Below are 22,021 nucleotides of genomic sequence, written 5' to 3' on the forward strand. Positions count from 1 at the left end.
CGCGCCGGTTGCTTTCATAAGTCATACTGATTCTTCCATTTTCCATGCGCATTGCCGTCGCATCGGGTTCCTGCCCTCACCCGGCGCGGATCGCCGACGACGCGCTAGAAGCGCGCGCCGTCCGGCACGCGCGCCGCGGGCCGCGACGTGATTCGTTTGATGAAGCGGTCGAGCGGTGTCGCATAGCCGCGTGCGATGACCGTGCTCAAGCCGGCCGACAACATCAGATACGCGACGAGCAACGCCAGCTTGCCGTCACCCTGTGTGGCGGAAGGCGGCCAGAACGTGCGCAGTGCGCCGAGCACGATCAGGTGGAACAGATACAGCTCGTAGCTGAGCCGCCCGCTCCAGCGCAGCGGCGCGAGCACGCGGCCATGCGGGCGTTCGCGTTCCGCATGCGCGCCGATCAGCAGCACGGCCGTGCCGAGCGCCATCGCGGATACCCCGATCACATGGCTTCGCGCGATCGGCCACGCGAGATAGAGTGCCGTCATCGCCGCTGCCGCGAGCCATTGCACGGGCGCGGCCGCGAGCACCTGCCAGCGCGCGCGTTCGGCGAGCAGCGCGGTGCAACAGCCGATCGCGATGCCGTCGAAACAAGCGAAGTACGCATAGAGGAAGCCGCCTTCGTCGCCCGGATGCGTGAAGCGGTACACGGGGCCGATCGCGGCAATCAGCAGCCAGAACGCGAACAGCCGCGAGTCGCGGCGCAGCGCGATGCACAGCAGCGGAAACGACACGTAGAACACCTCCTCGACCGATAGCGACCACAGCACGCCGAGCGCGTAGTTGACCCATCCGTATGCGCCGATCAGCACGTTCATCCAGAACGTGAGCGACGCGAGATTCACGAGCCAGAACGACACGGCGATGCCCTGCGGCGCATGGTTCGTGAAGATCGGCACGCCGGCCGCCGCGAGGCCGTTGACGAGCGCGAGCAGCAGAAGCAGGCACGGGACGATGCGCGCGACGCGCGATACGTAGAACGCGCGCACGTCGAGCGCGCCGAGGCTGCCCCAGCGGCGGCGCGCATTCGACGTGATCAGGTAGCCCGAGATCGCGAAGAACATCGTCACGCCATAGTTGCCGTTGCGCACGATCGCGTGGACGGTGTCCCAGCCGAGCACGCGCGCGAGCGCCGTATCGCGCAGCGGATACGCGATGTTGAAGTGATGCAGCAGGACGAGCAGGATCGACACGCCGCGCAGCAGGTCGATCCGCGCGTTGCGCGGGCCGGTGCTCATTGCGGGCTGCCTGGTTGGGCGAGGGCGGAGCGCGCGGCCGGGAGGCCGGCGGCGGCTGCGGACTGGGTGCGGCGCCGGTGCTTCAAGTGGCACTCCTTCGGATCGGGCGGCACACAGTATATCGACGGGGCGTCGGCTGTCGACCTGTCACGGTTGACGGGGCGGCTGGCGGGCGGTCACGCTTGCATCATCACGTCGACCCTGTGCCGACGGTCGCAGCCCATTCGGCAGGCGAGTGCCTCATGAAAAACTGGTTTCGCCACGTCGCAATGCCAAGATTGACTGCGCGGACACTCACCACGTTGACGAGATCCTGCTGCCGCAGCCAGGGCGATGCAGAAAGCGCTGCGTGTGCAACAGCGGTCGCCCCGGCCTTGTTCAGCATCGTCGGCGTGCTCGTGGCCACGGTGATGGTGACGACCGTTTTCGCCGTCTGGCCCGCTGGGCCGAACGCACGCACGTTGCCGATCCAGACGCCGCTCTGGAGCACGCCCGGAACGGTGGATGCCGCACGCTGGATCTGTTGGATATCGGCCAGGCGATCATCATCGATCAGCCGCGTTGCCGCGAAACGACTGCCGACGAACAAAATCAGGCCAAGGACAGCCAGGATCGCCCAGTGCTTTCGGCCAACCGGCGCGGCATCCTCGACGGGGGCCGCGACTCGCACGACCCTGCTGGCGGTGAGCAGATCCTGTACGGACTGGCGGCTCGGCCTGTTGAACACGAGCAGATACAGCAATGCCATGCCCCAGAAGAACATGATCGCGCCGTTTGCGGTGGCGAGCCATTCCATGCCCGGCTCGTGAAGCGCGGGCAGGTCGATGAAGGCGATACCGCCGAGTATCAGCGGAACGGCGATCAGCGCGTACCGTGCCCAGGCGCGAAGGTATCCGGGACCGGATCCGTCAGGGGCGGCGCTATCGGCAACACGGATCTGCATTACCCGCTTGCCGAGCGACTGGTGTCGACTCCCGCCCTCGAGCAGGCCAAAGTAAATGGAACCGATCAGGAAGCCGATCAGCCTTCCCCATTCGCCGATCGTCGAAAGGGCATCGAAGAACAGGATCGCGATCGCCAGCCCGATCAGTCCGAGAATGATTGAATCGATCGAAAAGGCGGCGGTCCGTCGCCAGAAGCCGGCAGCGCCGTGCGATTTAGGGTGTTCGTTGTGCTCCATTGCCGTAGCCCCCGATGTGTTGTGTTCGTCGAGCCATTTGGGCTCTTTACGGCGCGTGGCCGCAGGATTGCCTATGCCCATACCGCCACTGTGGTGACAGGCCGATCATATCGACCGGCCTGACGTGAAATTGCAAACGATTGTGAGCAATGCGCAGGCGCGAGCGTCCTTCATCCCGCAAGCAGCGTGTCTACGCTCGCCCCGAACGCGGTAACGGCGTGCGCTGCCAGACGGACAGCGCACGCCGTGCGAGCGTGTTGGCCGAGCGCCGGATCGAGACAGGCAACGACGGGCATGAAAGGCTGGAAACGATTGTCGTGGATTTTCATGAGGCCGTCGAACGCGTGTGTCCGGCTTGGCGAGGCCGCCGATATCGCGCACGCGCTCCGGCATCCGGCGACGAACCACGAAAAAGCCCGCCGGCAGGCTTGCGCTTGCGGGCGGGCAAAGACACCTCGGGCAGACCGGCGCGGGTGTCGCGTGAAGAACGGAGAACCGGGTTGCGTCAGAACTTGTGGCGCAGCGCGAGACGCACGGCCACCTGGTTCGACGTCGACGACGGCGCATCGGTGCCGGGGATGAACGCGTTGTCGAGGATCGAGTTCGTCTTGTCGCCGGCGATGTGCTGATACGCGGCCTGCACGTACACGTCGGTGCGCTTCGACAGGTTGTAGTCGGCCATCAACCCGGCCGAATGGATCTTCGGCTTCGCATTGCCGGTCGATGCGTCGTACTTCTCGAGCGACAGCACGTATTGCGCGCCGACCATGAACGCCGGCGTGATCTGGTACGAACCGTTCACTTCGAAGTTCTGGTACTTGATCGCGCTGACCGTCGCGCCCGGGGCGATGATCGCGCCCGGCGTGCCGAGGTAGCCGTTGCCGGTCGGGTTCTTGTAGTTCGAGTTCGTGTACGCGAAGCCGACCGTCGCCTGGCCGAACGTGTAGTTGATGCCCGCGCCGAACACGCGCATGCGCTCGGCGATGTAGCTCGCGTCGTTCGCGGTGATCGCGCCGGCCGAGCCGTCGCCCGGGCGGTTTGCCTGCAGGTAGGCTGCGCCGATCAGCAGGCCGTTGTTCTGGTATTGCGCGCCGAAGCTGTACGCGCGGTTGTCCGAGAAGTTCGTGCTGTTGCTGAAGCTGTATGCGCCGCCGAACTGGAAGCCGCCGAAGTTCGGGCTCGCGTACTTCACCGTGTTGTCGAGACGGAACGAGTTGTCGGTGTTGTCGTTGTCGAACGGGTGCGCGAGCAGGTAGCCGCCCCAGTTGCCGTTGGCGGTGGTCGGCGCGAGATAGTCGACCACCGAGTCGTACTGGCGGCCGAACGTCAGCGTGCCGTACTGTGCGTGGCTCAGGCCGACGTATGCCTGGCGGCCGAACATGCGGCCGCCCTGGTTGAGGCGGCCGGTGTTCACGTCGAAGCCGTTCTCGAGCTGGAAGATCGCCTTCATGCCGCCGCCGAGATCCTCGCTGCCCTTCAGGCCCCAGCGGCTGCCCTGCGCGTAGCCGCTGGCCATCTCGTAGACGTGGCCGGTGCCGACGTTGTTCGTGTAGTTGAGGCCTTCGTCGATCACGCCGTACAGCGTGACGCTGCTTTGCGCGAACGCGGGCGACGCGAATGCGGCCATTACGGCGAGCGCCGTCAGTTTCTTGTTCATTGAGAGATCTCCGGGTATCCAGCTTGTATCGGTTGTCGTGAGCGCGTCCGGCGAGGCGCGTCCCGTCATCCGGGGCGACCCGGCGCAGCGCGCGCGGCGCCGGAAACGCGCAATGCTCGATGCGCGGCGGCGCGGCGACCGGCGGTGTCGGGTCGTGTCTCCTCCGATGACACCGCGCATTCTTCCGAAGCCGAAACGGAATCGAAAGCGAGTAATTTCGATGGATGAGATCGGGATCGCCAATGGGGGCGCGACGGGTGGTTTCGACAGTTGAAACGGTGTGCGCGCAGCCGTGATTCAAGGCCTGCCGGACAGCCGACGAACGGAGGCGCGACGCAGCCCGCGCCGGCTCGTCAACGGTCTCGGGAAATCGGCCCCGAGCCCCGTCCGGCGGGCTTGGCGCGGCGGCCGGCGATCGATTGGCGATGCCGATTGCAATGATCGGAATTACTCGTTTCCCTAAACAAATTGGCGGTTGAAACATGCAGGCTGACCGGACGTGGAGGGATTCGCGATTCGCCGGTCGCCGCGCATGCCGCGACGCACAAACAACAGATTCGATTTGGAGACGACCCACCATGCAGATTCGACGACTGAAAACGGTCCTTCTCGCCGCCGCGGCGATCCTGTCCGCGCCCGCGGCCCATGCGGCCGGCGGCGCGTGCGCCGACGGCAAGACGGTCCATTTCGCGGGCATCACGTGGGAGAGCGGATCGTTCGCGACCGAAGTGCTGCGGCAGATCATGGAGAAGGGCTACGGCTGCAAGACGGATGTCGTGCCGGGCAGCACGGCCGCGACGGAAACGGCGCTCGCGCGCAACGACCTGCAGATCTGGGCCGAGCAGTGGACGGGCCGCAGCGAGATCACCGCGAAGGCGGTCGCGTCGGGCGCCGTGAAGCTGATCGGCGACACGCTGCCGGGCGGCACGACGGAAGGCTGGTTCGTGCCCGAATACGTGGTGAAGGGCGATCCGGCGCGCAACATCAAGCCGGTCGCGCCGGGGCTCGTGTCGGTCGACGATCTGCCGAAGTACAAGCAGGTGTTCGCCGACGAGGAGGAACCGGACAAGGGCCGCTTCCTGAACTGCCCGACGGGCTGGGATTGCGAGCGCGTGAACACGCGCCTGTTGCGCGTGCTGAAGCTCGACCAGTCGTACACGAACTTCCATCCGGGCACGGGCGCGGCGCTCGACGCGGCGATCGCGTCCGCGTACCAGCGCGGCGCGCCGATCGTGTTCTATTACTGGGGCCCGGCCGCGCTGATGGCGAAATACAAGTTCGCCGCGCTGAAGATGCCGGCCTATAACGAAGCATGCTGGAAGACGCTGCGCGACGAGAGCAGCACACACCAGTGCGCGTCGTCGTACATGGTGTCGCGGCTGACGGTCGGCGTGTCGAAGCCGTTCGCCGATGCGAACCCCGATCTCGTCGGCGTGTTCGGCAAGGTGCGCTTTCCGATGGACTTCCTGAACCAGACGATCCTCGAGATGACGACGAAGAAGATCGACGGCGCGGCGATGGCCACGCAGTTCCTGAAGACGCGTCAGGACATGTGGAAGCAGTGGGTGCCGGCCGACGTCGCGCAGAAAATCGCCGGCAGCCTGAAGGGCGCGTAACCTGCGCGCGGCAGCGGGCCCGCGCCCGCCGCCGCCGTCACGCGCCATTGCGGCGCGACGGAGATTCAACATGAATGGCTTCTTTTTGCACCTGTCGATCGCCGACTGGGTCAACAGCGCGCTCGAGACTTTCGTCGCGCAATACGGCGACAGCTTCCATCACTTCAGCACGATGCTGCTGCGCTATCTGCTCGTGCCGCTCGAAGGCGCGCTGCGCGTGGCGCCGCCGTGGCTCGTGCTGCTGGTCGTCGGCGCGATCGCGTGGAATGCGACGCGCCGCATCGGCCTCGGCGCGCTCTTCATGCTGCTGCTCTACGCGATCGGCTGCTTCGGCCTGTGGGACAAGCTGATGCAGACCCTCGCGCTGATGCTCGTCGCGACGGTGCTGTCGGTCGCGCTCGGCGTGCCGTTGGGCATCCTCGCGTCGCGCAGCGCGTGGCTGCGCCGGATGCTGCTGCCGGTGCTCGACGTGATGCAGACGCTGCCGAGCTTCGTGTACCTGATTCCGGTGCTGATGCTGTTCGGCCTCGGCAAGGTGCCCGCGATCCTCGCGACGATCATCTACGCGCTGCCGCCGCTGATTCGCCTGACCGATCTCGGTATCCGCCAGGTCGATCCGGATGTGACGGAAGCCGCGCGTGCGTTCGGCACGACGCGCTGGCAACTGCTCGTCAACGTGCAGTTGCCGCTGGCGCGGCCGAGCATCATGGCCGGCATCAACCAGACGACGATGATGGCGCTGTCGATGGTCGTGATCGCGTCGATGATCGGCTCGCGCGGGCTCGGCGAGGACGTGCTCGCGGGCATCCAGACGCTCGACGTCGGCAAGGGCACGCAGGCGGGCCTCGCGATCGTGATCCTCGCGATCGTGATCGACCGGATCAGCCAGGGCTTCGGCCAGGAGCGGCGTGCGCGGCGGCGGCTCGCGCAGCAGCGCCGGCAGAAGGGCGCGTCGCGCGTGCCGTACCGGCTGCCGCGCAAGGCGCAGTCGGCGGGCGTCGATTCGAATCAGGCGACGCAATCGTCGCGCGCATAGGAACGGAGGCAGACATGGCGACCATCGACGTCAAACATGTGTACAAGCTTTTCGGGCCGCAGGCCGCGCACGCGCGCGTGCTCGACCTGCTGCGGGCCGGCAAGCGCAAGGCCGAGGTGCTGGCCGAAACGGGCTGCAACGTCGGGCTCAACGACGTGAGCCTCGGCATCGAGTCGGGCGAGATCTTCGTGATCATGGGGCTGTCGGGTTCCGGGAAATCGACGCTCGTGCGGCACTTCAACCGGCTGATCGAGCCGACGGCCGGCGAGATCGTGATCGACGGCAGCGACGTGATCAAGCTCGACGCGCACGGGCTGCGCGAGCTGCGCCGCTACAAGGTCAGCATGGTGTTCCAGAACTTCGGGCTGCTGCCGCACCAGACCGTGCTCGACAACGCCGCGTATGCGCTGCGCACGCGCGGCGAGAAGCGGCACGATGCGGCCGACGCGGCGCGCAACTGGCTGACGAAGGTCGGGCTCGACGGATACGGCGATCATTATCCGGACGAATTGTCGGGCGGGATGCGGCAGCGCGTCGGGCTGGCGCGCGCGCTGGCGGCCGACACCGACGTGCTGCTGATGGACGAGGCGTTCTCCGCGCTCGATCCGCTGATCCGCACCGAGATGCAGGATCAGTTGCTCGAACTGCAGGCGACGCTTTCGAAGACGATCGTGTTCATCACGCACGATCTCGACGAGGCATTGCGCATCGGCGACCGGATCGCGATCCTGAGAGACGGCACGCTCGTGCAGGTCGGCACGCCGGACGACATCCTGTCGCGTCCGGCGGACGATTATGTGAGGCGGTTCGTCGAGAAACGGACGAGCGTGACCTGAGCCCGCGCGAGAACGGCCAACGAAGCGCGGGGCGCCACGCCCGCGTTTCGAGCGGCAGCCGGCGGGCACCCCGCACACGGTCGAACCGCCGGCGACCGATGGGTTCCGTGCGGTGCGACGCAGCGGGATGTGCGTCGCCATCGCATCGCGCCTGCCGGCCGGAACCCTCGTTCCGGCCGATCACCCGACCCTCGCTCGCCGCTGACGGGAGCCGAAGAAAAGGCGTCCGATCACAGTCGAAACATTTCCGAATGACGCTTATTGCGGGTTTTTAACGCCTTGGCGGAAAGAATGCGCGCGCGTCCTTGCCGGGCGTGCGTTTGCGATCGAGATCGACTATCCGGCGCTACGGGGATACCCGGATGCACCAGGATGGCAATCTCAAAAGTGAAACATGCCGCGCGTGCCGGGCCCGCCTTGGGTTGATCGGGCACGCGTCTGAATACAAAGGGAAAAACCGTCCGCACGTCACGGCTGTCCCGGCACAGCGCCGGTCGGCACGTTTCAAACTTGAAACATAAATCGCGTGCCGGAATCGGGCGAGGCGGGCGATGGCGCGTGAAGAATTCAACGGTCTCTTGGTATGCGGGCGGCTCGCGGAGTTGGCACTGCCGATGCGTGATGTCCTCCGGATTGGTGCGGTCGGCCAAGCCGTTCCTCGTTACTTCAGGAGGATTTCATGCGTAAGACTTTATTGGCGTCCGCTGCGCTTCTCGCCTTGGGATGCAGTGGCTACGCGATGGCAAATCCATGCAGCAGCGATTCCAGTTCGACATGCAGCCAGAAAGCCGATGACGGATCGAACACGCTCACCAACACAGTCAGCTCAAGTCAGACCAGCACCACCGGGTCCAATGCAAATGAAGTCTCGCCCGGTGCGAGTGTCTATCAGGATTCGTACAACAGCACCAAGATCGTCGCGCTCAGCAAACTCGACGGGTACGTGAGCAATGTCCAGGTCTGGGGCATCGGCAATCACGCGACCAATTCGGGCAGCGCGGCCGGCGGAAGCGGTGGCAAGGGCGGCAGCGGGTACGGCTACGGTGGCATCGGCGGTAACGGCGGCGGCGGCGGCAAGGGCGGCGCCGGCGGCAGCGGCGGCAGCGCGCATAACGGCAGCGCCACGGCGGGCAACGCCAGCAATGGCAGCGCGACGGCCGGCACCGGCAACGGCGGCGGCGGCGGAGCCGGCGGTTCACCCGACGCCAGCGGCGGGAGCGGCGGCAAGGCCACTGCGAGCGGCGGCTATGGCTCCGGCAAGGGCGGCGGCGCGATCGCGGCTTCGGTCGGGGTGGGAGGCTCCGGCTCGGGCAGCGGCACCGGCTGGGGCGGCGGCAGCGGCACGGCCGATCCCGGTTCCGCGTGGGCCAAGAATCATGGCAGCGGAAGCGCGTCGGCATCGGCCGGCAGCGGTACCGGCACCGGCACAGGGACCGGCACTGGCTCGGGTAGCGGCACAGGCGGCGCAGGGTCGGCGGGTACGTCGACCGCTTCGGGCGGATCGGGCTCGGGCACCGGCGGCTCGGGTGCGGCGGCGGGCGGCACAGGCGGCGCGGCGACGGCCACGGCAGGCAACGGCGGTGCCGGCGGCGCGGGCATGGGCGGCAGCGCGACGAACGGCGGCGCGACGACGACGGCCAGCAACGGCAGCGCAACCGCGGGTAGCGGCGCGGTGGGCGCGATGGGCGGCGCGGGCGGCGCAGGCGGCACCGGCAACGGTGGCGTCGGTAACGGCGCGGTCGGCGGTGCGGGTGGCGCAGGCGGAGCCAATGCGGTCAACGCGGGGACGTTCAACATGTCCAACGCGATGGCAAGTGTCGGCCAGACCGCGGCGGGCATCATGGTCGCCAACCAGAACAGCGGCATGGCGTCGCTCGTTCAACAGGCTGTGACCGTGCAGGCGAACCTGACCGTAGGACGTTAGAACGGCTGGCCGGTCCTGGCGAGCCGGATGCATTGACGCGGGCGCAGGCGATCCCGCGGCTTGCATCCCATCGCCGATGGACTGGACTGCCGGCGAGGGCGGGATGGCCGAACGGCCGTCTCGCTCTCGTTGACGCAGGCCGGGCCGATTTCCGTCGATCGACGGTCACGCGGATTCCGCTCCCTGCGCGCCGGGTTCGAGCCGGCTCGCACGGGGACCAAGGAGACAGCCATGCGAATCCGAACGGTACTTTCGCTGGCGATATTGCCTGCGGCGCTGCTGCCGGGCCTGACGGCCCATGCCGCGGGTGACGGGTCGCAAACCGTTGCGGCGGAGGCAGCCGTCGGCATTGCGCCGGCAACCGCACCTTCCCCATCCGCCGCACGTGCGGATCAGGCCGATCCGGCCGCGGCCGTCGCACCCCCTGCGACGGCGACATCCACTGCGACCGGCGCCGCGACCGCGCAAGCGGGCAGCTTCGGCGTCGCGATGACACCCGACCAGCTCGACGAGCATCGGGGCGGCGATGCGCTGATCGGCCAGAATTACCTGACCGGCGCGGTGACCGACAACGTGGCGAACCGGGTATCGACCGGCTCGAATTCGATCGCCGACGGCTCGTTCGCCAATGCGAGCGGCCTGCCGACGGTCATCCAGAATACCGGCGCCAACGTGCTGATTCAGAACGCGACGGTGCTCAACGTACGCTTCGGGAACTGAGCGATGACACAGGTTGCCGCAGCGTGCATCGCGGCGCTTGCGTACGCGCTAGCTGGCACGGCTGCACAGGCGGACGAGATGACGGTCGTCGATCCGGCGGGCGCCGGTTATACGATGCACGTCACGAGTCTCAAGGAGGCGCGCTTCAAGCGCACCGTCAAGCAGCAGTTCGATTTCAGCTGCGGGTCGGCGGCCGTGGCGACGCTGCTGACTTATCAGTACGACTATCCGATGACCGAGCAGACCGCCTTCGCCCAGATGTGGGAGAACGGCAATCAGGAGAAGATCCGCCGGCAGGGCTTCTCGTTGCTCGATATCCGGCGTTTTCTCGATGCGCACGGCTTCGTCGCGGACGGCTACGACTTGCCGCTGCAGACGCTCGCCAAGACGCACACGCCGGCGATCGTGTTGATCACCGAGCACGGCTATCACCATTTCGTGGTCGTGAAGGGGCTGCGTGACGGGCGTGTGCTCGTCGGCGATCCGGCCACCGGCACGCAGCCGATGTCGCTGGCGAGTTTCGAGCAGAAGTGGGAAGACCATGTGATTTTCGTGATTCACAACCGGCCCGAGCTGGCGGTGTTCAACGACCCGCGTGACTGGCGCGTCGCGCCCAGCGCGCCGCTCTACACCGGCATCGTCCGCGATGGCTTGTACAACGTCGTGATGCCGAAGCACGGACCGAGCGACTTTTGAGGACCGTCATGAAATCCGAGACCAGGAAGATCGCCGGCATCGCCGCGATGGTGTGCGGCGGTGTGACGTCCGTGAGTGCGGCGGCGATGCAGGACGGCGCGCCGGCCGCGACCGTCGAGGCTGTCGCGCAGACGAGCGGCGTCGTGCCGGCATCCGCCACGAACGAGGGCGCCGATACGGCGCCTGCGGAGTCGCTGGCCGGGGGGGCGCCGATCCTGCGTGCCGCGCCGCTCGCGATGGCGGAGTGCGCGGCCGGGCCGGCGGACTCGGAACCGGGCGGCGCGCAGGAACGGAACTGGCCCGCAGCCGGCGCGATCGCACTCAGCGACGCGCGCCTCGATGCGATGCGCGGCGGCTTCGATATGCCGAGCGGCCTGAAGATTTCGTTCGGCGTGTCGCGAGTCGCGTTCGTGAATGGCAATCTGGTCACGACGACCAACTTCAACATCCCGGACATCAGTCATATCACCGCGCAACAGGCGCAGGCGCTGGCGGCCGCGAACGCGGGCGCGCTGATCCAGGTCGGCGCCGGCAACGCCGCGCAGCCCGCCGCGCTGCCGGCGCTGACCGGCGCGGTGATCCAGAACACGTTGAGCAACCAGCAAATCCAGGCGATCACGACGATCAACACGACCGTCAACACACTGTCGGCGTTCAAGAACCTGAACGTGATGTCGACGCTGAACAATGCGCTGATCGGCGTGTTGCCGGGACGATGAAGCGGCGCCGAGCGACCGATGAATGACAGATGAGCGGGCCGTGGCACGCCGCGGCCGGCGTGCGTCGCGCGGCCCGCCCTCGGCGCATGCGGGCGATCAGAATGCAATCGGCACGCGCAGCGTCATGACCACGTCCGGCGTGTCGCGCGTGAGGCCGGCGCCGATCGACAGATTCAGCGTGGTCTTCGGCGACAGCCGGTACGAGTAACCGAGGAGCAGCGTGCCGAGGATCACGCGGACCGAGCTGGGCACCGTCTGGCCGTTCTGTTTCGTGGGCAGCACGATGCTCTGGTCGTAGCCGAGGCTCACCGACGCCTTCTCGTTCAGCGCGAGGCCCATGCCGATATTGAAACCCCAGATGTCGCCGGGCTGCACCTTGCCGATGAAGTCCTTCTGCCCATCGAGAATCGTGAGGCTGAGATTGTCGCGGCTGAAGCTGTGCAGATAGCTCACGTTGCCGAAGAACACCACCGGGTCGGACGGAAAGAGCCACGTGAGGCCCGGCTGGATCGCGTAGAAGCCGGAGCCCGTCGGCTGCTCGAGCGGCAGGCCGGTGCCGGTGGCATTGCCGACGCAGCGTGTGACGCAGTCGGTGACGACGTCGAACGGGCTCTTGCCGGTGGCGGTCTTGAAGCGCAGCCAGCCGATGTAATAGAACTTGTCGGGGCCGCCGTTATTGAACTGGTAGCGCAGCGTCATTTCGACGTCGCCGAGGCCTTTGCCGTGGCTGTTGAACGCGTTGTCCTGGGCGGTGCCGGTGAAGATCTCGCGGCTGATCGTGTCGTTCGTCGAGTACACATAGGGGACGCGGACTTCGACTTCCATCCGGTTGGTGATTCCGTAGCGCACCGCGACCGCGCCCGTCAGCGTGGTCGTCTTGACTTCCCGCACGTCGACCAGGCCGATCAGCAGCGCCGGGATGATCGTGTAGCCGACGAGTGCGACGCGGTCCGACGACGAATAGCTGAACTGGAACGACGGCTCGACGACGAACTTGTGCTTCGGCGTCAGCACGCCGGGCTGATCGAAGATCGGCGCGACGGGCGGCGGTGCGGTTTCCGCCACCGGCGCCTGGCCGACCGGCTGGCTCGGCGGCGTGGCGGATCCGGCCGTGGATTGCGCGTTGCCGGGGGCGTTGCCTGCCGTGCCGGGCGCGCCACCCGGGGCGCCCGTGTCGGCCTGCGCCGCCGCGTCGCCGGCGCCGCCGGCATCACCGGGGCCCGCACCGCGCCGGGCCGCGAGTTCCCGGTTGTCCAGCGCGCGGCTCAGGCGCGAGAGATTGGCTTCCTCGTCGGCCAGCTTGCGCTTGAGCGCGTTCAGTTCCTGCAGATGGTGATCGACTTCCTGGCGCAGCGCGGAAATGTTCTCCTGCGTCGACTGGGCGTCCAGCGACTGCGCCTGCGTTTGGGCCTGAAAGAGCAGCACGCTTGCATAGCTGATGGCATGGATGCAGCGAAATGGCATGCGTTTCACGGTGCGTCTCCACGATCGGGCCTGCGGTTCCCCCGGTGCACACCGACGGCAGGCCGGCGCGCGCGTTGCCCCGGATCGCTTCGCGCCACGTCAAGCGCATGCTGAACGCGCGTCACATCGCACGCGAGCCAAAGGATGTCTCCGGCAGCATCGATGTGCGTGATCGAACGCGATGAAACTTCGGCAGCGAGGCCGCGCGCCGACACCGTATTGTCGTGTGCACAACGTCACCACATCGTCACGTCCCGCCGGCCGAGCGACGCGGGGGCAGACCTCACGAGGCTAGTGCAGGCCGGCATCGAAAGCCAACCAGACAAACCCTTGCTCGCGTACGGCGGACAGCGGACGACACGGCGACACCCGTTTCGCGGGGACTTTCGTCACAACCGAATGCACGTTTCGAGCCTGTGCACGCCGGCCGCGCGGCGTGTTCGTGGCAGTGTTTTCCCGTGTGGGTGTTTCCCCATGTGCCGGCCGCCGTTGCCGCAGAAGCGATCGCGCGGAAACCGCGCGTTCCCTTCCATCCGCGGGGCGCGTCGATTCCGCTGGAAACGGTTCGCGCCAGGGTGCGCGCGAGCGTCGGGCCGCCGCGTCAGTGCGGGACGGTTTCGCGGGTGCGCATCGGCACGCCGGCGGTTTCCGCGCGTTGCGCGTCCGCCAGAATCAGATCCGCGCCTTTCTCCGCGACCATCATCGTCGGCGCATTGATATTGCCCGACGTGATGTTCGGAAACACCGACGCGTCGACGATCCGCAGCGCCTGCAACCCGTGCACGCGCAACGATGCATCGACGACCGACGTCGCCGCATCGGGCCCCATCGCGCACGAGCCGCACAGGTGATAGATCGAACCCGACTGCTCGCGGAAGTACTGCAGCATCGCTTCGTCGGAGTCGACCTGCGGCCCCGGCGAGATTTCCTCGACGGTCATCGCCTTCAGCGCCGGCGCGCGCATCAGCGCACGGATCACCTTGCTGCCCTGCACGGCTTCGTCGAGATCCTTCTGCGTGGTCAGTGCGTTGATGCGGATCTTCGCGGCGTCTTCCGCGCGGTTCGACGCGATCTCGATCGTGCCGCGGCTCGTCGGCCGGCACGGGTTGAACGCGATCAGGAAACCTGAATAGGGCTCGGGCTTGATGCTCGCGCGGTCGCTCTTCGGAATCCGGTACGACAGCGGGTTGAAGTAGAGCTGCAGGTTCGGCTCGCGCGCATCGTCCGTGCCGCGGAAGAAGCCGCCGGCCTGGTTCACGCTCATCGCGAGCGGGCCGCGTTTCGTCAGCAGGTAGCGCAACCCGATCTTCATCTTGCCGAGCAACGTACCCATCTCGTCGTTCAGCGTAGGCCGGTTCGCCTTGAAGTAGAAACTCACGCACAGGTGGTCCTGCAGGTTGCGGCCGACCGCCGGCAGCGCATGCACGAGCGGCACGCGCTGGCGCGCGAGCAGCGCCGGATCGCCGACCCCCGACAATTGCAGCAGCTTCGGCGTATCGACGGCGCCGGCCGCGAGGATCACCTCGCGCGCGGCGACGAGCGTCTCGTCGCCGTTTGCGCCGGCCACGACCACGCCGGTCGCGCGCGTGCCGTCGAACGTCACGCGCCGCACCAGCACGCCCGAGCGCAGCGTGAGGTTCGCACGGCCCAGCGCGGGCCGCAGGTACGCGAAGCTGCTCGAACAGCGTTCGCCGTTCTTCGTGTTCAGGTCGTAAATGCCCGCGCCTTCGAATTGCGCGCCGTTGAAGTCGTCGGTGCGCGGCAGGTTCAGTTCCGCGCAGCCCTTCAGGAACTCGTGGACGATCGGATGCACGTCGGCCTTCATCGACGTGATGTGGATCGGCCCAGTCGTGCCGTGATGCTTCGGATCGGTCGCGCCGGCCGCATGGGTTTCGAGCTTGCGGAAGTACGGCAGCACGTCGTCGTACGCCCAGCCCGGATTGCCGGCGTTCGCCCAGTCGTCGTAATCGCTGCGCTGGCCGCGCACGTAGACCATCGCGTTGATCGAGCCCGATCCGCCGACCACCTTGCCGCGCGGGCAGTACAGCTTGCGGTCGGCGAGCTGCGCTTCGGGCTCGCTGTAGTACATCCAGTTGTAGCGGCGGTTGTAGTAGGTCTTCGTGAAGCCGACCGGCACCTTGAACCAGAACGACGCGTCGCGTTCTCCCGCTTCGAGCAGCAGCACCGAGTGCCGGCCCGATTCGCTGAGGCGGTTCGCGAGGATGCAGCCGGCCGAGCCCGCGCCGACGATGATGTAATCGTAAGTCATGGTCGCGTTTTTCCTGGTCAGCCCTTCGCGGGGGCGAGATCCTTCACGTCGACGGGCTTCTCGCCCATCTGCAGGTGCAGCCGCTCGCCCGTGTACGGCGTATGACGGCGCACGACGTCCATGTCGAGCTCGATGCCGAGGCCCGGCTCGTTCGACGGGATGATGTAGCCGTCTTCCCAGCGGATCGGCGTCTTCACGACTTCGGCATGGAGGCCGCCCCACGTCATGATGCTTTCCTGGATCAGGAAGTTCGGCGTGCAGGTCGCGAGCTGGATGCTCGCGGCCGCGCCGACCGGCCCGTTGTACAGGTGCGGCGCGATCTGCGCGTAGTGCACTTCCGCGAGCGTCGCGATCTTCTTCGCTTCGAGCAGGCCGCCCACGCGCGCGACGTTCAACTGCAGGATCGACGCGCCGCCCGCCTGCAGCAGCTTGTGGAATTCGTACTTGGTCGTCAGGCGCTCGCCGGTCGCGATCGGAATCGACGTGTGCTTCGCGACTTCGGCGATCGCTTCTTCCTGGCCCGGCGGCACGGGTTCCTCGAACCACAGCGGGTCGTATTTCTCCAGCCGCTTCGCCAGCCGGATCGCCGACGACGGCACCATCTGCCCATGCGTGCCGAACAGCAGGTCGGCCTTGCTGCCGACGGCCTCGCGCACGCGGCGGCAGAACAGCTCGCAACGGTCGAGCACTTCGAGCGACAGCTGGTGGCCCGAATAGGCCGTATACGGGCCGGCCGGGTCGAACTTGACGGCCGTGAAGCCGAGCTTCACGTTCTCGGCCGCGCATTCGGCCGCGAGATCGGGATCGTCGTAGTCGTATTCGCCGTTCGCGTTCTTCGGATACAGGTACGTGTACGAGCGCAGCCGCTCGTGGATCTTCCCGCCGAGCAGTTCGTACACGGGCTTGCCGGCGGCCTTGCCGATGATGTCCCAGCACGCCATCTCGAGGCCGCTGACGACGCCCATCATCGTGAGGTCGGGCCGCTGCGTGAAGCCGCTCGAATACGCCTGGCGGAACAGCCGCTCGACGTGATGCGGGTCGTGGTTCAGCAGGTAGCGGTCGAACACGTCGTCGATGATCGGGCCCATCGCCTTCGGATGGAACGTCGCCGAATAGATCTCGCCGACGCCTTCGATTCCGTCGTCGGTCTTCAGCTTCACGAAGATCCAGTACATCCCGCCGATATGCGGCGGCGGCACGGCAACGATGTGGGTTTCGAGCGAAACGATCTTCATACGGACTCCTTGATGCGGTTGACGCGGTATTTGAGGAACGCGGCCGCGCCCGCGCCGCAGAGCGCGATCGCCGCGATATAACCGAAATAAAGCTGGTAGCCGTGCGCGCCCGGGTAGGTCTGCGTCACGTAGCCGTTGATGAGCGGCACGAACACGTCGGGCGAATAGCCGAGCACCGAGATCAGGCCGATCGCGAGGCCCGCGCAATGTGTCGGCACCTTGCAGTCGTCGAGCAGCGACCAGTACAGGCCGCGAATGGCATAGGTGAGGATGCCGATGAACAGCACGAGCACAACGAGCATCGCCTGCGGGCTGTGCGGCGGCGCGGCGATCAGCCCGACGAGCGACAGCGCCGCGAGCGTGAGCGCCCAGAACAGTACGGACACCTTCGATACGCGGTCGCCGAGGAAGCCGCCGCCGATCCCGCCGACGGGACGCATCCACAGCTTGAGCGTCGTGATGAAGCCGGCCGCCGTCGCGCTGAGCCCGAAGTTGCCTTCGTGCAGGTACGCCGAGAAGCTGTAGGTCGCCCAGAACACCTGGTAGCCGCAGAACACGATCGCCGCGACGAGCCACAGCTCGGGAATCGCCGCGAGCGTCTTCAGGTCAGTCAGCACGCTACCGGTGCGGCGCTTCCTGGCCGCCGCGCGATCGCCCGCGCGCGCCTGATCCTTCACCAGCGCGAGCAGCACGCCGAGCGCGATGCAGAAGAACGCATACAGGTGCACGACGAGCTTGAAGCCGGCCGCATCGGTGCCGCCGTGCGTCTGCGTCACGTACGCGAACAGCGTGATCGCGATCGTCGCGAGCAGCGCCTCGACGAGCCCGCGGCCGCCATCGAGCAGCCCGAAGAAGCGGCCCTGTTCGTCGGGGCCCGCGATCATGTTCACGCGCTTGATCACGGCTGCCCAGAACGTGAGGCCGGTGGTGAGCCCCCAGCCGCCGAAGATCAGCACGAGCGTGTTGAACGACGGCCCGGTCGCATAGACGAGCCCGAGCGCGCCCGTCGCGAGCAGCGAGAAGCAGATCAGCCAGCGCGGCGACAGGCGGTCGGCAAGCCAGCCGCTCGGCAGGTAGCTGATGAGGAAAATCGTGCCGAGCGACGAATACAGGTAGCCGAGCTGCACGTCGTCGATATGGAAGAACTGCAGCATCGTCGGCTGGTACACCTGCCGCAGGTACAGCATCGGGTAGATGGCGCCCGCGGCGATCACGAGCAGGAGCAGTTGCAGGTAGCGTTGCGCGCGCGAGTGTTGCGACGCGTGTGCGTCTTGCGTTTCGTCCTGTAACGCGAGCGACGCGGCGGGTGTCGACGGTTGGGTCGGCATGATGTCTTCCTCCATCAGACTTCCTTCAAGCGGAGGTCTGCAGATATGTTTTGTGTTCGATCGGATCGGGGGCGGCGCGCGCGGCGGTGTCGTGGCCGCGCGCGACCGGATGCGTCAGTACTTCATGACGACGAGGCGCGTCTGCGTGAATTCGAGCATCCCGTGCTTGCCGTCGTCGCCGCCGAGGCCCGAGCGCTTCCAGCCGGCGTGGAAGCCCTGGTACGGATCGGCCGGCGTGCGGTTCACGTACAGCTCGCCCGCCTCGATCGCGTTCGCGACGGTCATCGCGGTGCGGTAGTTCTCCGTGTACAGCACCGACGACAGCCCGAACTGGTGGTCGTTCGCGAAGCCGATGGCCTCGTCGATCGTCCGGTAGCGCAGCACGGGCATGACCGGGCCGAAGGTTTCCTCCTGCACGATCTCCATGTCCTGCCGGCAATTCGTCAGCAGCGTGGCCGGGTAGAAGAAGCCGGGGCCGTCGGGGATCGCGCCGCCGGTTTCGAGCGTCGCGCCGGCCGCGACCGCGCGTTCGACCATCCCGTGGATGTGCGCGCGCGCCGATGCGCTGACGAGCGGGCCCATGTTCGACGGATCGGCTGCGCGGCTGCCGCTGCGTACCGCGCGCATCTTTTCCTTCAGCAGCGCGACGAAGCGGTCGTGCACGCTGTCGTGCACGTACACGCGCTCGATCGCCGTGCAGAGCTGGCCGCAGTGCGTAGTTTTCGACGCGACGAGTGCGGCGGCCGCGCGTTCGAGGTCGGCGTCGGGCTCGATGATCGCGGGCGTCTTGCCGCCGAGTTCGAGCGACGGCTTCGCGATGTTCGCCTTGCAGTAGTCGAGCACCTTGCGGCCTGCGTTCACGCTGCCCGTCAGCGTGATCATGCCGACCGCCGGATGCGTGCAGAGCGCCTCGGCCGTCGCGTGGTCCATCGTCAGGATGTTGACGACGCCCGGCGGGAAACCCGCGTCGTCAGCGGCCTTCGCGATCTCGAACGCCGACACCGGCGTGTGGTTGCTCGGCCGCACGACCACGGTGTTGCCGGTGATCAGCGCGGGCGCGACCTTGCGCAGCAGCGTGTAGACGGGATAGTTGAACGGGATCAGGCACGCGACGACGCCGATCGGCTCGCGCTGCAGGAACAGGTTCTCGTCGGGCGAGTCGCTCGGGATGATCTCGCCCTCGATCCGGCGCGCCCATTCGGCGTGGTAGCGCGTGATCTGGCCGGCGTAGACGGCTTCGTTCGATGCGTCCTCGACGCTCTTGCCGGATTCCTGCGCGAGCGCCGCGCCGATCTCGGGCGCGCGTGCGGTCAGCGCGTCGGCGAAGCGGTGCAGGTACGTGGCGCGCTCGGCGCTCGGCAGCTTGCGCCAGGCCTTCTGTGCGGCGGCTGCCGCGTCGACGGCGGCGAGCGCGTCGGCCGGCGTCGCGGCCGGTACGCGCGCGAACGGCGCTTCGGTGGCGGGATTGTGGACGACGATGGTCGCGTCGCTTTCCGGGACGACGAAACGGCCGTTGATGTAGTTGCGTTCGATGCGCATGAAATGGCTCCTCCGATGGATGCAGGCGGATCGCTTCGGGTGGCGAAACGCCCGGCACGGGACAGAAGCCATTCTGTTCATGCGTTTAGCGCACGACAAACGACTTATTTTCGCGTCGAGCATGAGAAAAACGCACGTTACTCGACGAAGCGGCCGGATTCGCCCGTCCGGCAAGGCCGGTGCAGGGGGGGCACGGGCGTGCGGCGGCCGGGCCGCATTTTCCGATTGATTCGGATGCGGACGGGCGTGGAAGCCGGTAAGGTGTCGCGCGTTGCAGGCGGGCGGGGACGGGTCGGCGCTGGGGCCTGGGCCGGCGCTGAGGCCGAGGCCGAAGCTGGCCGGGGGCGGATCGTACGCTAGGCCAGCGGCACCTGCGGCAGCGGCGACGACGGTTCGAGGTGGCGCTTCGCGAGCCACACTTCCTGCTGCAGCCAGTCGCGGAACTGCACGATGTGCGGCAGGTTCGTCTGCTCGGGGCGCGTGACGAACCAGTACGACTGGTGGCCGTCGACGTGCACGTTGAGCACCTGCATCAGTTGCCCGGTCGCGAGTTCGCGCGCGACCATGTGGCGATCGGCGATCGTGATGCCGAGGCCGTCGATCGCCGCGCGGATCGCATGGTCGAGCAGGTCGAATTCGTAGCCGCCGCGCGTGTCGACGTCGGCGATGCCGGCCGCCTTCAACCAGTGTTGCCAGGTCAGGTAGCGCTGGTCGTCGGTCGCGAGCACGTGCAGCAGCGTGAAGCGGTTCAGGTCGATCGGCCCGCCGTCCTGTTGCAGCCGCGCATACAGCGCGGGCGCGCAGACGGCGATATGCTGCTCCTGCATCAGCAGCGCGTTGTCGAAGCCGTCCCATTCGCCGTCGCCGAACCGGATCGCGCAGTCGAGCATGCGCGATTCGCCGAGGCTGTCGTGAATGCGGGTCGTGAGGCTCAGCTCGAATTCGGGATGCGCGTCGCGCAGCCGGCCGAGGCGCGGCATCAGCCAGCGCGCGGCAAAGGTTGGCGGCACGTTCGCGCGCAGGCGGTTCAGGTGGGTTTTTTCCTGCAGGCTGCGCACGGTCAGCTCGATCTTGTCGAACGACTGCTGCAGCGCGCGCAGCAGCACGCGGCCGGCCGCCGTCAGTTCGAGCTGGTGATGGCGGCGCTCGAGCAGGGTTTCGCCGAGCTGGCCTTCGAGCTGGCGAACCTGACGGCTCACCGCGCTCTGCGTCACGTTGAGCAGTTCGGCCGCGCGCGTGAAGCTGCCGGTGCGGCCGGCCATCTCGAAGGCTTTCAGCGCGTTCAGCGCCGGCATCTTGCGTCTCACGGGGCGGTGTCGTGGGTGGTGCGGGATGCTTATTGTAGGCGGGCGGCGGGCGGCGGGCGAGACGGGGACGATGAATGATGCGACGGGTGCCAGTCGCCGCGCGCGCCGGACATCGGGGTTTTCACTGCCTGACGGGCGGCACGCTTTTCTGCGATAAAGCTGCCCGCGGAATTGCCGGCAGGGCTGGCCGGCAGCCGGACGAAAGAGAGGAACACATATCATGCGACGCCTGCCATCGTTGATCGCGCTGCGATTTTTCGAGGAGACCGCGCGTCACCTGAGCTTCAATCGCGCGGCGGTGTCGCTGTGCGTGACGCAAGGCGCGGTGAGCCGGCAGATCCGGCTGCTCGAGGAAGCGCTCGGCACGCGCCTGTTCGAGCGCGATCACAAGGGCGTGCGCCTGACCGATGCGGGCCAGCGGTTGCTGCCGTTCATCGGGCAGGCGTTCGACACGATCGAGCGCGGTGTCGGCGAAATCGCCGCCGCGCGGCCGGGCGCGAAGCGGCGCCTGACGGTGTCGCTGCCGCCGACGTTTGCGACGCAGTGGTTTTCGCCGCGGCTCGGCACGCTCGCGGAGGCGTTGCCGGACGTCGAGCTGTCGATCCGCACGGAGCCGGCCGACGATTGCCATTGCCACATCCGCTTCGGGCGCGCGGCGAGGCCCGGCATGCGATCGGAGCTGCTGATGATGGAGCGGCATGCGCTCGTCGGCGCGCCGCGCTATCGTGGCGACGCGCTCGATGCGCTATTCGGCCGGCTGCCTTCGCTGCATGTGCTGCACGAAGGCAGGCGCCTGACGCTGTGGGCCGACTGGTGCGAGCAGGCAGGCGTCGACGTCGCGCGGATCGGCGACGGCATCGAGTTCTCGACGCTCGAACAGGCGATCCGCGCGGCGCGCAAGGGCGCGGGGCTCGCGGTGGTCGACCTGAACATGATCGAGGAGGAGATCGGCGAGGGCAGCCTCGTGCGGCTGTCGCCGGTGCAGCCGATCGGGCCGTTCGGCTATTGGCTCGACGTCGAGCCGGAGAGCATCGCGGTCGAACATGTGGAGGCGTTCGCCGCGTGGTTGAGGGGACAGGCGGCGAGGAGGGGGTAGGGGTGTGCCAGGCAGTGAGTCGCGGCTGATCAGGACATGGAAACAATCGGATCAGTCCACGTTTGTCTTGCCGTGCTTAGAGACGGTTTCATAAAGGCTGTTCGGCGCGCCGGAGGGTATTCCAGCAGATCAGGCAGCAACCGAGTTTTAGGAAC

General features: G+C 67.1%; 19 protein-coding genes. 8 read left to right on the forward strand and 11 right to left on the reverse strand.

Going from position 1 to position 22,021, the window contains the following annotated elements; genetic code table 11:
- Positions 1–104 precede the first annotated feature (104 nt).
- The 4 genes from WS75_RS27350 to WS75_RS27360 form a co-directional block, all read right to left on the reverse strand.
- On the reverse strand, positions 105–1,244 hold the full coding sequence (locus WS75_RS27350; RefSeq protein ID WP_059685183.1) for an acyltransferase family protein: 1,140 nt from the start codon (positions 1,242–1,244) through the stop codon (positions 105–107).
- Between the two features lie 190 nt (positions 1,245–1,434).
- Positions 1,435–2,424 carry an RDD family protein gene (locus WS75_RS27355; protein ID WP_059685186.1) on the reverse strand — a complete coding sequence of 330 codons (990 nt, stop codon included), beginning with the start codon at positions 2,422–2,424 and terminating at the stop codon, positions 1,435–1,437.
- A 170-nt stretch (positions 2,425–2,594) separates the two neighbouring features.
- Positions 2,595–2,753, reverse strand: coding sequence for a hypothetical protein (locus WS75_RS33915; protein WP_156429900.1), 159 nt, complete (start codon positions 2,751–2,753; stop codon positions 2,595–2,597).
- A 176-nt stretch (positions 2,754–2,929) separates the two neighbouring features.
- A complete protein-coding gene (locus tag WS75_RS27360; protein WP_059685189.1) occupies positions 2,930–4,081 on the reverse strand; it encodes a porin in 1,152 nt (383 codons plus the stop codon).
- Positions 4,082–4,659: 578 nt separating this feature from the next.
- Between WS75_RS27360 and WS75_RS27365 the strand changes: the two genes are divergently transcribed.
- The 3 genes from WS75_RS27365 to WS75_RS27375 all read left to right on the forward strand — a co-directional run bounded on the left by WS75_RS27365 (position 4,660) and on the right by WS75_RS27375 (position 7,569).
- The gene (locus WS75_RS27365) at positions 4,660–5,697 is read left to right on the forward strand and encodes an ABC transporter substrate-binding protein (protein WP_059685190.1); all 1,038 of its coding nucleotides are present in this window, start codon (positions 4,660–4,662) and stop codon (positions 5,695–5,697) included.
- A gap of 70 nt (positions 5,698–5,767) precedes the next feature.
- Positions 5,768–6,733, forward strand: a complete 966-nt coding sequence (locus tag WS75_RS27370; RefSeq protein ID WP_059685193.1) for an ABC transporter permease — start codon at positions 5,768–5,770, stop codon at positions 6,731–6,733.
- A 14-nt stretch (positions 6,734–6,747) separates the two neighbouring features.
- Positions 6,748–7,569 carry a quaternary amine ABC transporter ATP-binding protein gene (locus WS75_RS27375; protein WP_059685195.1) on the forward strand — a complete coding sequence of 274 codons (822 nt, stop codon included), beginning with the start codon at positions 6,748–6,750 and terminating at the stop codon, positions 7,567–7,569.
- Between the two features lie 230 nt (positions 7,570–7,799).
- On the opposite strand, the gene WS75_RS33920 is transcribed toward WS75_RS27375, so the two are convergent.
- Entirely contained in the window at positions 7,800–8,219 is a 420-nt protein-coding gene (locus WS75_RS33920) for a hypothetical protein (protein WP_156429901.1), read from the reverse strand.
- A 29-nt stretch (positions 8,220–8,248) separates the two neighbouring features.
- Here WS75_RS33920 and WS75_RS27380 point away from each other — a divergent pair, with 29 nt between their 5' ends.
- Genes WS75_RS27380 through WS75_RS27395 form a run of 4 tightly spaced genes read left to right on the forward strand, consistent with a single transcriptional unit; the run spans position 8,249 to position 11,628 of the window.
- Positions 8,249–9,493 (forward strand): hypothetical protein, encoded by a 1,245-nt coding sequence (locus tag WS75_RS27380; protein WP_059685197.1) that lies wholly within the window; start codon positions 8,249–8,251, stop codon positions 9,491–9,493.
- Between the two features lie 60 nt (positions 9,494–9,553).
- Positions 9,554–10,213, forward strand: a complete 660-nt coding sequence (locus WS75_RS35150; protein ID WP_257129462.1) for a hypothetical protein — start codon at positions 9,554–9,556, stop codon at positions 10,211–10,213.
- 3 nt (positions 10,214–10,216) lie between these two features.
- Positions 10,217–10,909, forward strand: coding sequence for a C39 family peptidase (locus tag WS75_RS27390; protein WP_059685201.1), 693 nt, complete (start codon positions 10,217–10,219; stop codon positions 10,907–10,909).
- An 8-nt stretch (positions 10,910–10,917) separates the two neighbouring features.
- Complete coding sequence (locus WS75_RS27395) at positions 10,918–11,628, forward strand: hypothetical protein (RefSeq protein WP_059685203.1); 711 nt, start codon at positions 10,918–10,920, stop codon at positions 11,626–11,628.
- A 96-nt stretch (positions 11,629–11,724) separates the two neighbouring features.
- Here the strand turns inward: WS75_RS27395 and WS75_RS27400 are convergent, their stop codons facing one another.
- The 6 genes from WS75_RS27400 to WS75_RS27425 form a co-directional block, all read right to left on the reverse strand.
- Positions 11,725–13,101: an acetate kinase gene (locus WS75_RS27400; protein ID WP_059685205.1), complete on the reverse strand. Its 1,377-nt coding sequence runs from the start codon at positions 13,099–13,101 to the stop codon at positions 11,725–11,727.
- 592 nt (positions 13,102–13,693) lie between these two features.
- Positions 13,694–15,361, reverse strand: a complete 1,668-nt coding sequence (locus tag WS75_RS27405; protein ID WP_059685207.1) for a GMC family oxidoreductase — start codon at positions 15,359–15,361, stop codon at positions 13,694–13,696.
- A 17-nt stretch (positions 15,362–15,378) separates the two neighbouring features.
- Positions 15,379–16,596 carry a mandelate racemase/muconate lactonizing enzyme family protein gene (locus WS75_RS27410; RefSeq protein ID WP_059685210.1) on the reverse strand — a complete coding sequence of 406 codons (1,218 nt, stop codon included), beginning with the start codon at positions 16,594–16,596 and terminating at the stop codon, positions 15,379–15,381.
- Positions 16,593–17,924 (reverse strand): MFS transporter, encoded by a 1,332-nt coding sequence (locus tag WS75_RS27415; protein ID WP_059685253.1) that lies wholly within the window; start codon positions 17,922–17,924, stop codon positions 16,593–16,595. The genes WS75_RS27410 and WS75_RS27415 overlap by 4 nt, the downstream gene beginning before the upstream one ends.
- A gap of 114 nt (positions 17,925–18,038) precedes the next feature.
- Positions 18,039–19,463, reverse strand: a complete 1,425-nt coding sequence (gene aldA, locus WS75_RS27420; RefSeq protein WP_059685212.1) for an aldehyde dehydrogenase — start codon at positions 19,461–19,463, stop codon at positions 18,039–18,041.
- 356 nt (positions 19,464–19,819) lie between these two features.
- Positions 19,820–20,758: a LysR substrate-binding domain-containing protein gene (locus WS75_RS27425; RefSeq protein WP_059685214.1), complete on the reverse strand. Its 939-nt coding sequence runs from the start codon at positions 20,756–20,758 to the stop codon at positions 19,820–19,822.
- Between the two features lie 232 nt (positions 20,759–20,990).
- Here WS75_RS27425 and WS75_RS27430 point away from each other — a divergent pair, with 232 nt between their 5' ends.
- Positions 20,991–21,866, forward strand: coding sequence for a LysR substrate-binding domain-containing protein (locus WS75_RS27430; RefSeq protein ID WP_059685216.1), 876 nt, complete (start codon positions 20,991–20,993; stop codon positions 21,864–21,866).
- Positions 21,867–22,021: the final 155 nt, after the last annotated feature.

It is taken from the genome of Burkholderia sp. FL-7-2-10-S1-D7 (assembly GCF_001524185.1).
GTDB classification, from domain to species: domain Bacteria; phylum Pseudomonadota; class Gammaproteobacteria; order Burkholderiales; family Burkholderiaceae; genus Burkholderia; species Burkholderia diffusa.

Excerpts from the sequence above, each read along its gene's own strand:
- WS75_RS27415 (WP_059685253.1), bottom strand. The coding sequence starts at position 17,924 with ATGCCGACCCAACCGTCGACACCCGCCGCGTCGCTCGCGTTACAGGAC.
- WS75_RS27390 (WP_059685201.1), top strand. The coding sequence starts at position 10,217 with ATGACACAGGTTGCCGCAGCGTGCATCGCGGCGCTTGCGTACGCGCTA.
- WS75_RS27360 (WP_059685189.1), bottom strand. The coding sequence starts at position 4,081 with ATGAACAAGAAACTGACGGCGCTCGCCGTAATGGCCGCATTCGCGTCG.
- WS75_RS27350 (WP_059685183.1), bottom strand. The coding sequence starts at position 1,244 with ATGAGCACCGGCCCGCGCAACGCGCGGATCGACCTGCTGCGCGGCGTG.
- WS75_RS27380 (WP_059685197.1), top strand. The coding sequence starts at position 8,249 with ATGCGTAAGACTTTATTGGCGTCCGCTGCGCTTCTCGCCTTGGGATGC.
- WS75_RS27395 (WP_059685203.1), top strand. The coding sequence starts at position 10,918 with ATGAAATCCGAGACCAGGAAGATCGCCGGCATCGCCGCGATGGTGTGC.
- WS75_RS27365 (WP_059685190.1), top strand. The coding sequence starts at position 4,660 with ATGCAGATTCGACGACTGAAAACGGTCCTTCTCGCCGCCGCGGCGATC.
- aldA (WP_059685212.1), bottom strand. The coding sequence starts at position 19,463 with ATGCGCATCGAACGCAACTACATCAACGGCCGTTTCGTCGTCCCGGAA.
- WS75_RS33915 (WP_156429900.1), bottom strand. The coding sequence starts at position 2,753 with ATGAAAATCCACGACAATCGTTTCCAGCCTTTCATGCCCGTCGTTGCC.
- WS75_RS27375 (WP_059685195.1), top strand. The coding sequence starts at position 6,748 with ATGGCGACCATCGACGTCAAACATGTGTACAAGCTTTTCGGGCCGCAG.
- WS75_RS27355 (WP_059685186.1), bottom strand. The coding sequence starts at position 2,424 with ATGGAGCACAACGAACACCCTAAATCGCACGGCGCTGCCGGCTTCTGG.
- WS75_RS27370 (WP_059685193.1), top strand. The coding sequence starts at position 5,768 with ATGAATGGCTTCTTTTTGCACCTGTCGATCGCCGACTGGGTCAACAGC.
- WS75_RS27405 (WP_059685207.1), bottom strand. The coding sequence starts at position 15,361 with ATGACTTACGATTACATCATCGTCGGCGCGGGCTCGGCCGGCTGCATC.
- WS75_RS27425 (WP_059685214.1), bottom strand. The coding sequence starts at position 20,758 with ATGCCGGCGCTGAACGCGCTGAAAGCCTTCGAGATGGCCGGCCGCACC.
- WS75_RS27410 (WP_059685210.1), bottom strand. The coding sequence starts at position 16,596 with ATGAAGATCGTTTCGCTCGAAACCCACATCGTTGCCGTGCCGCCGCCG.
- WS75_RS27430 (WP_059685216.1), top strand. The coding sequence starts at position 20,991 with ATGCGACGCCTGCCATCGTTGATCGCGCTGCGATTTTTCGAGGAGACC.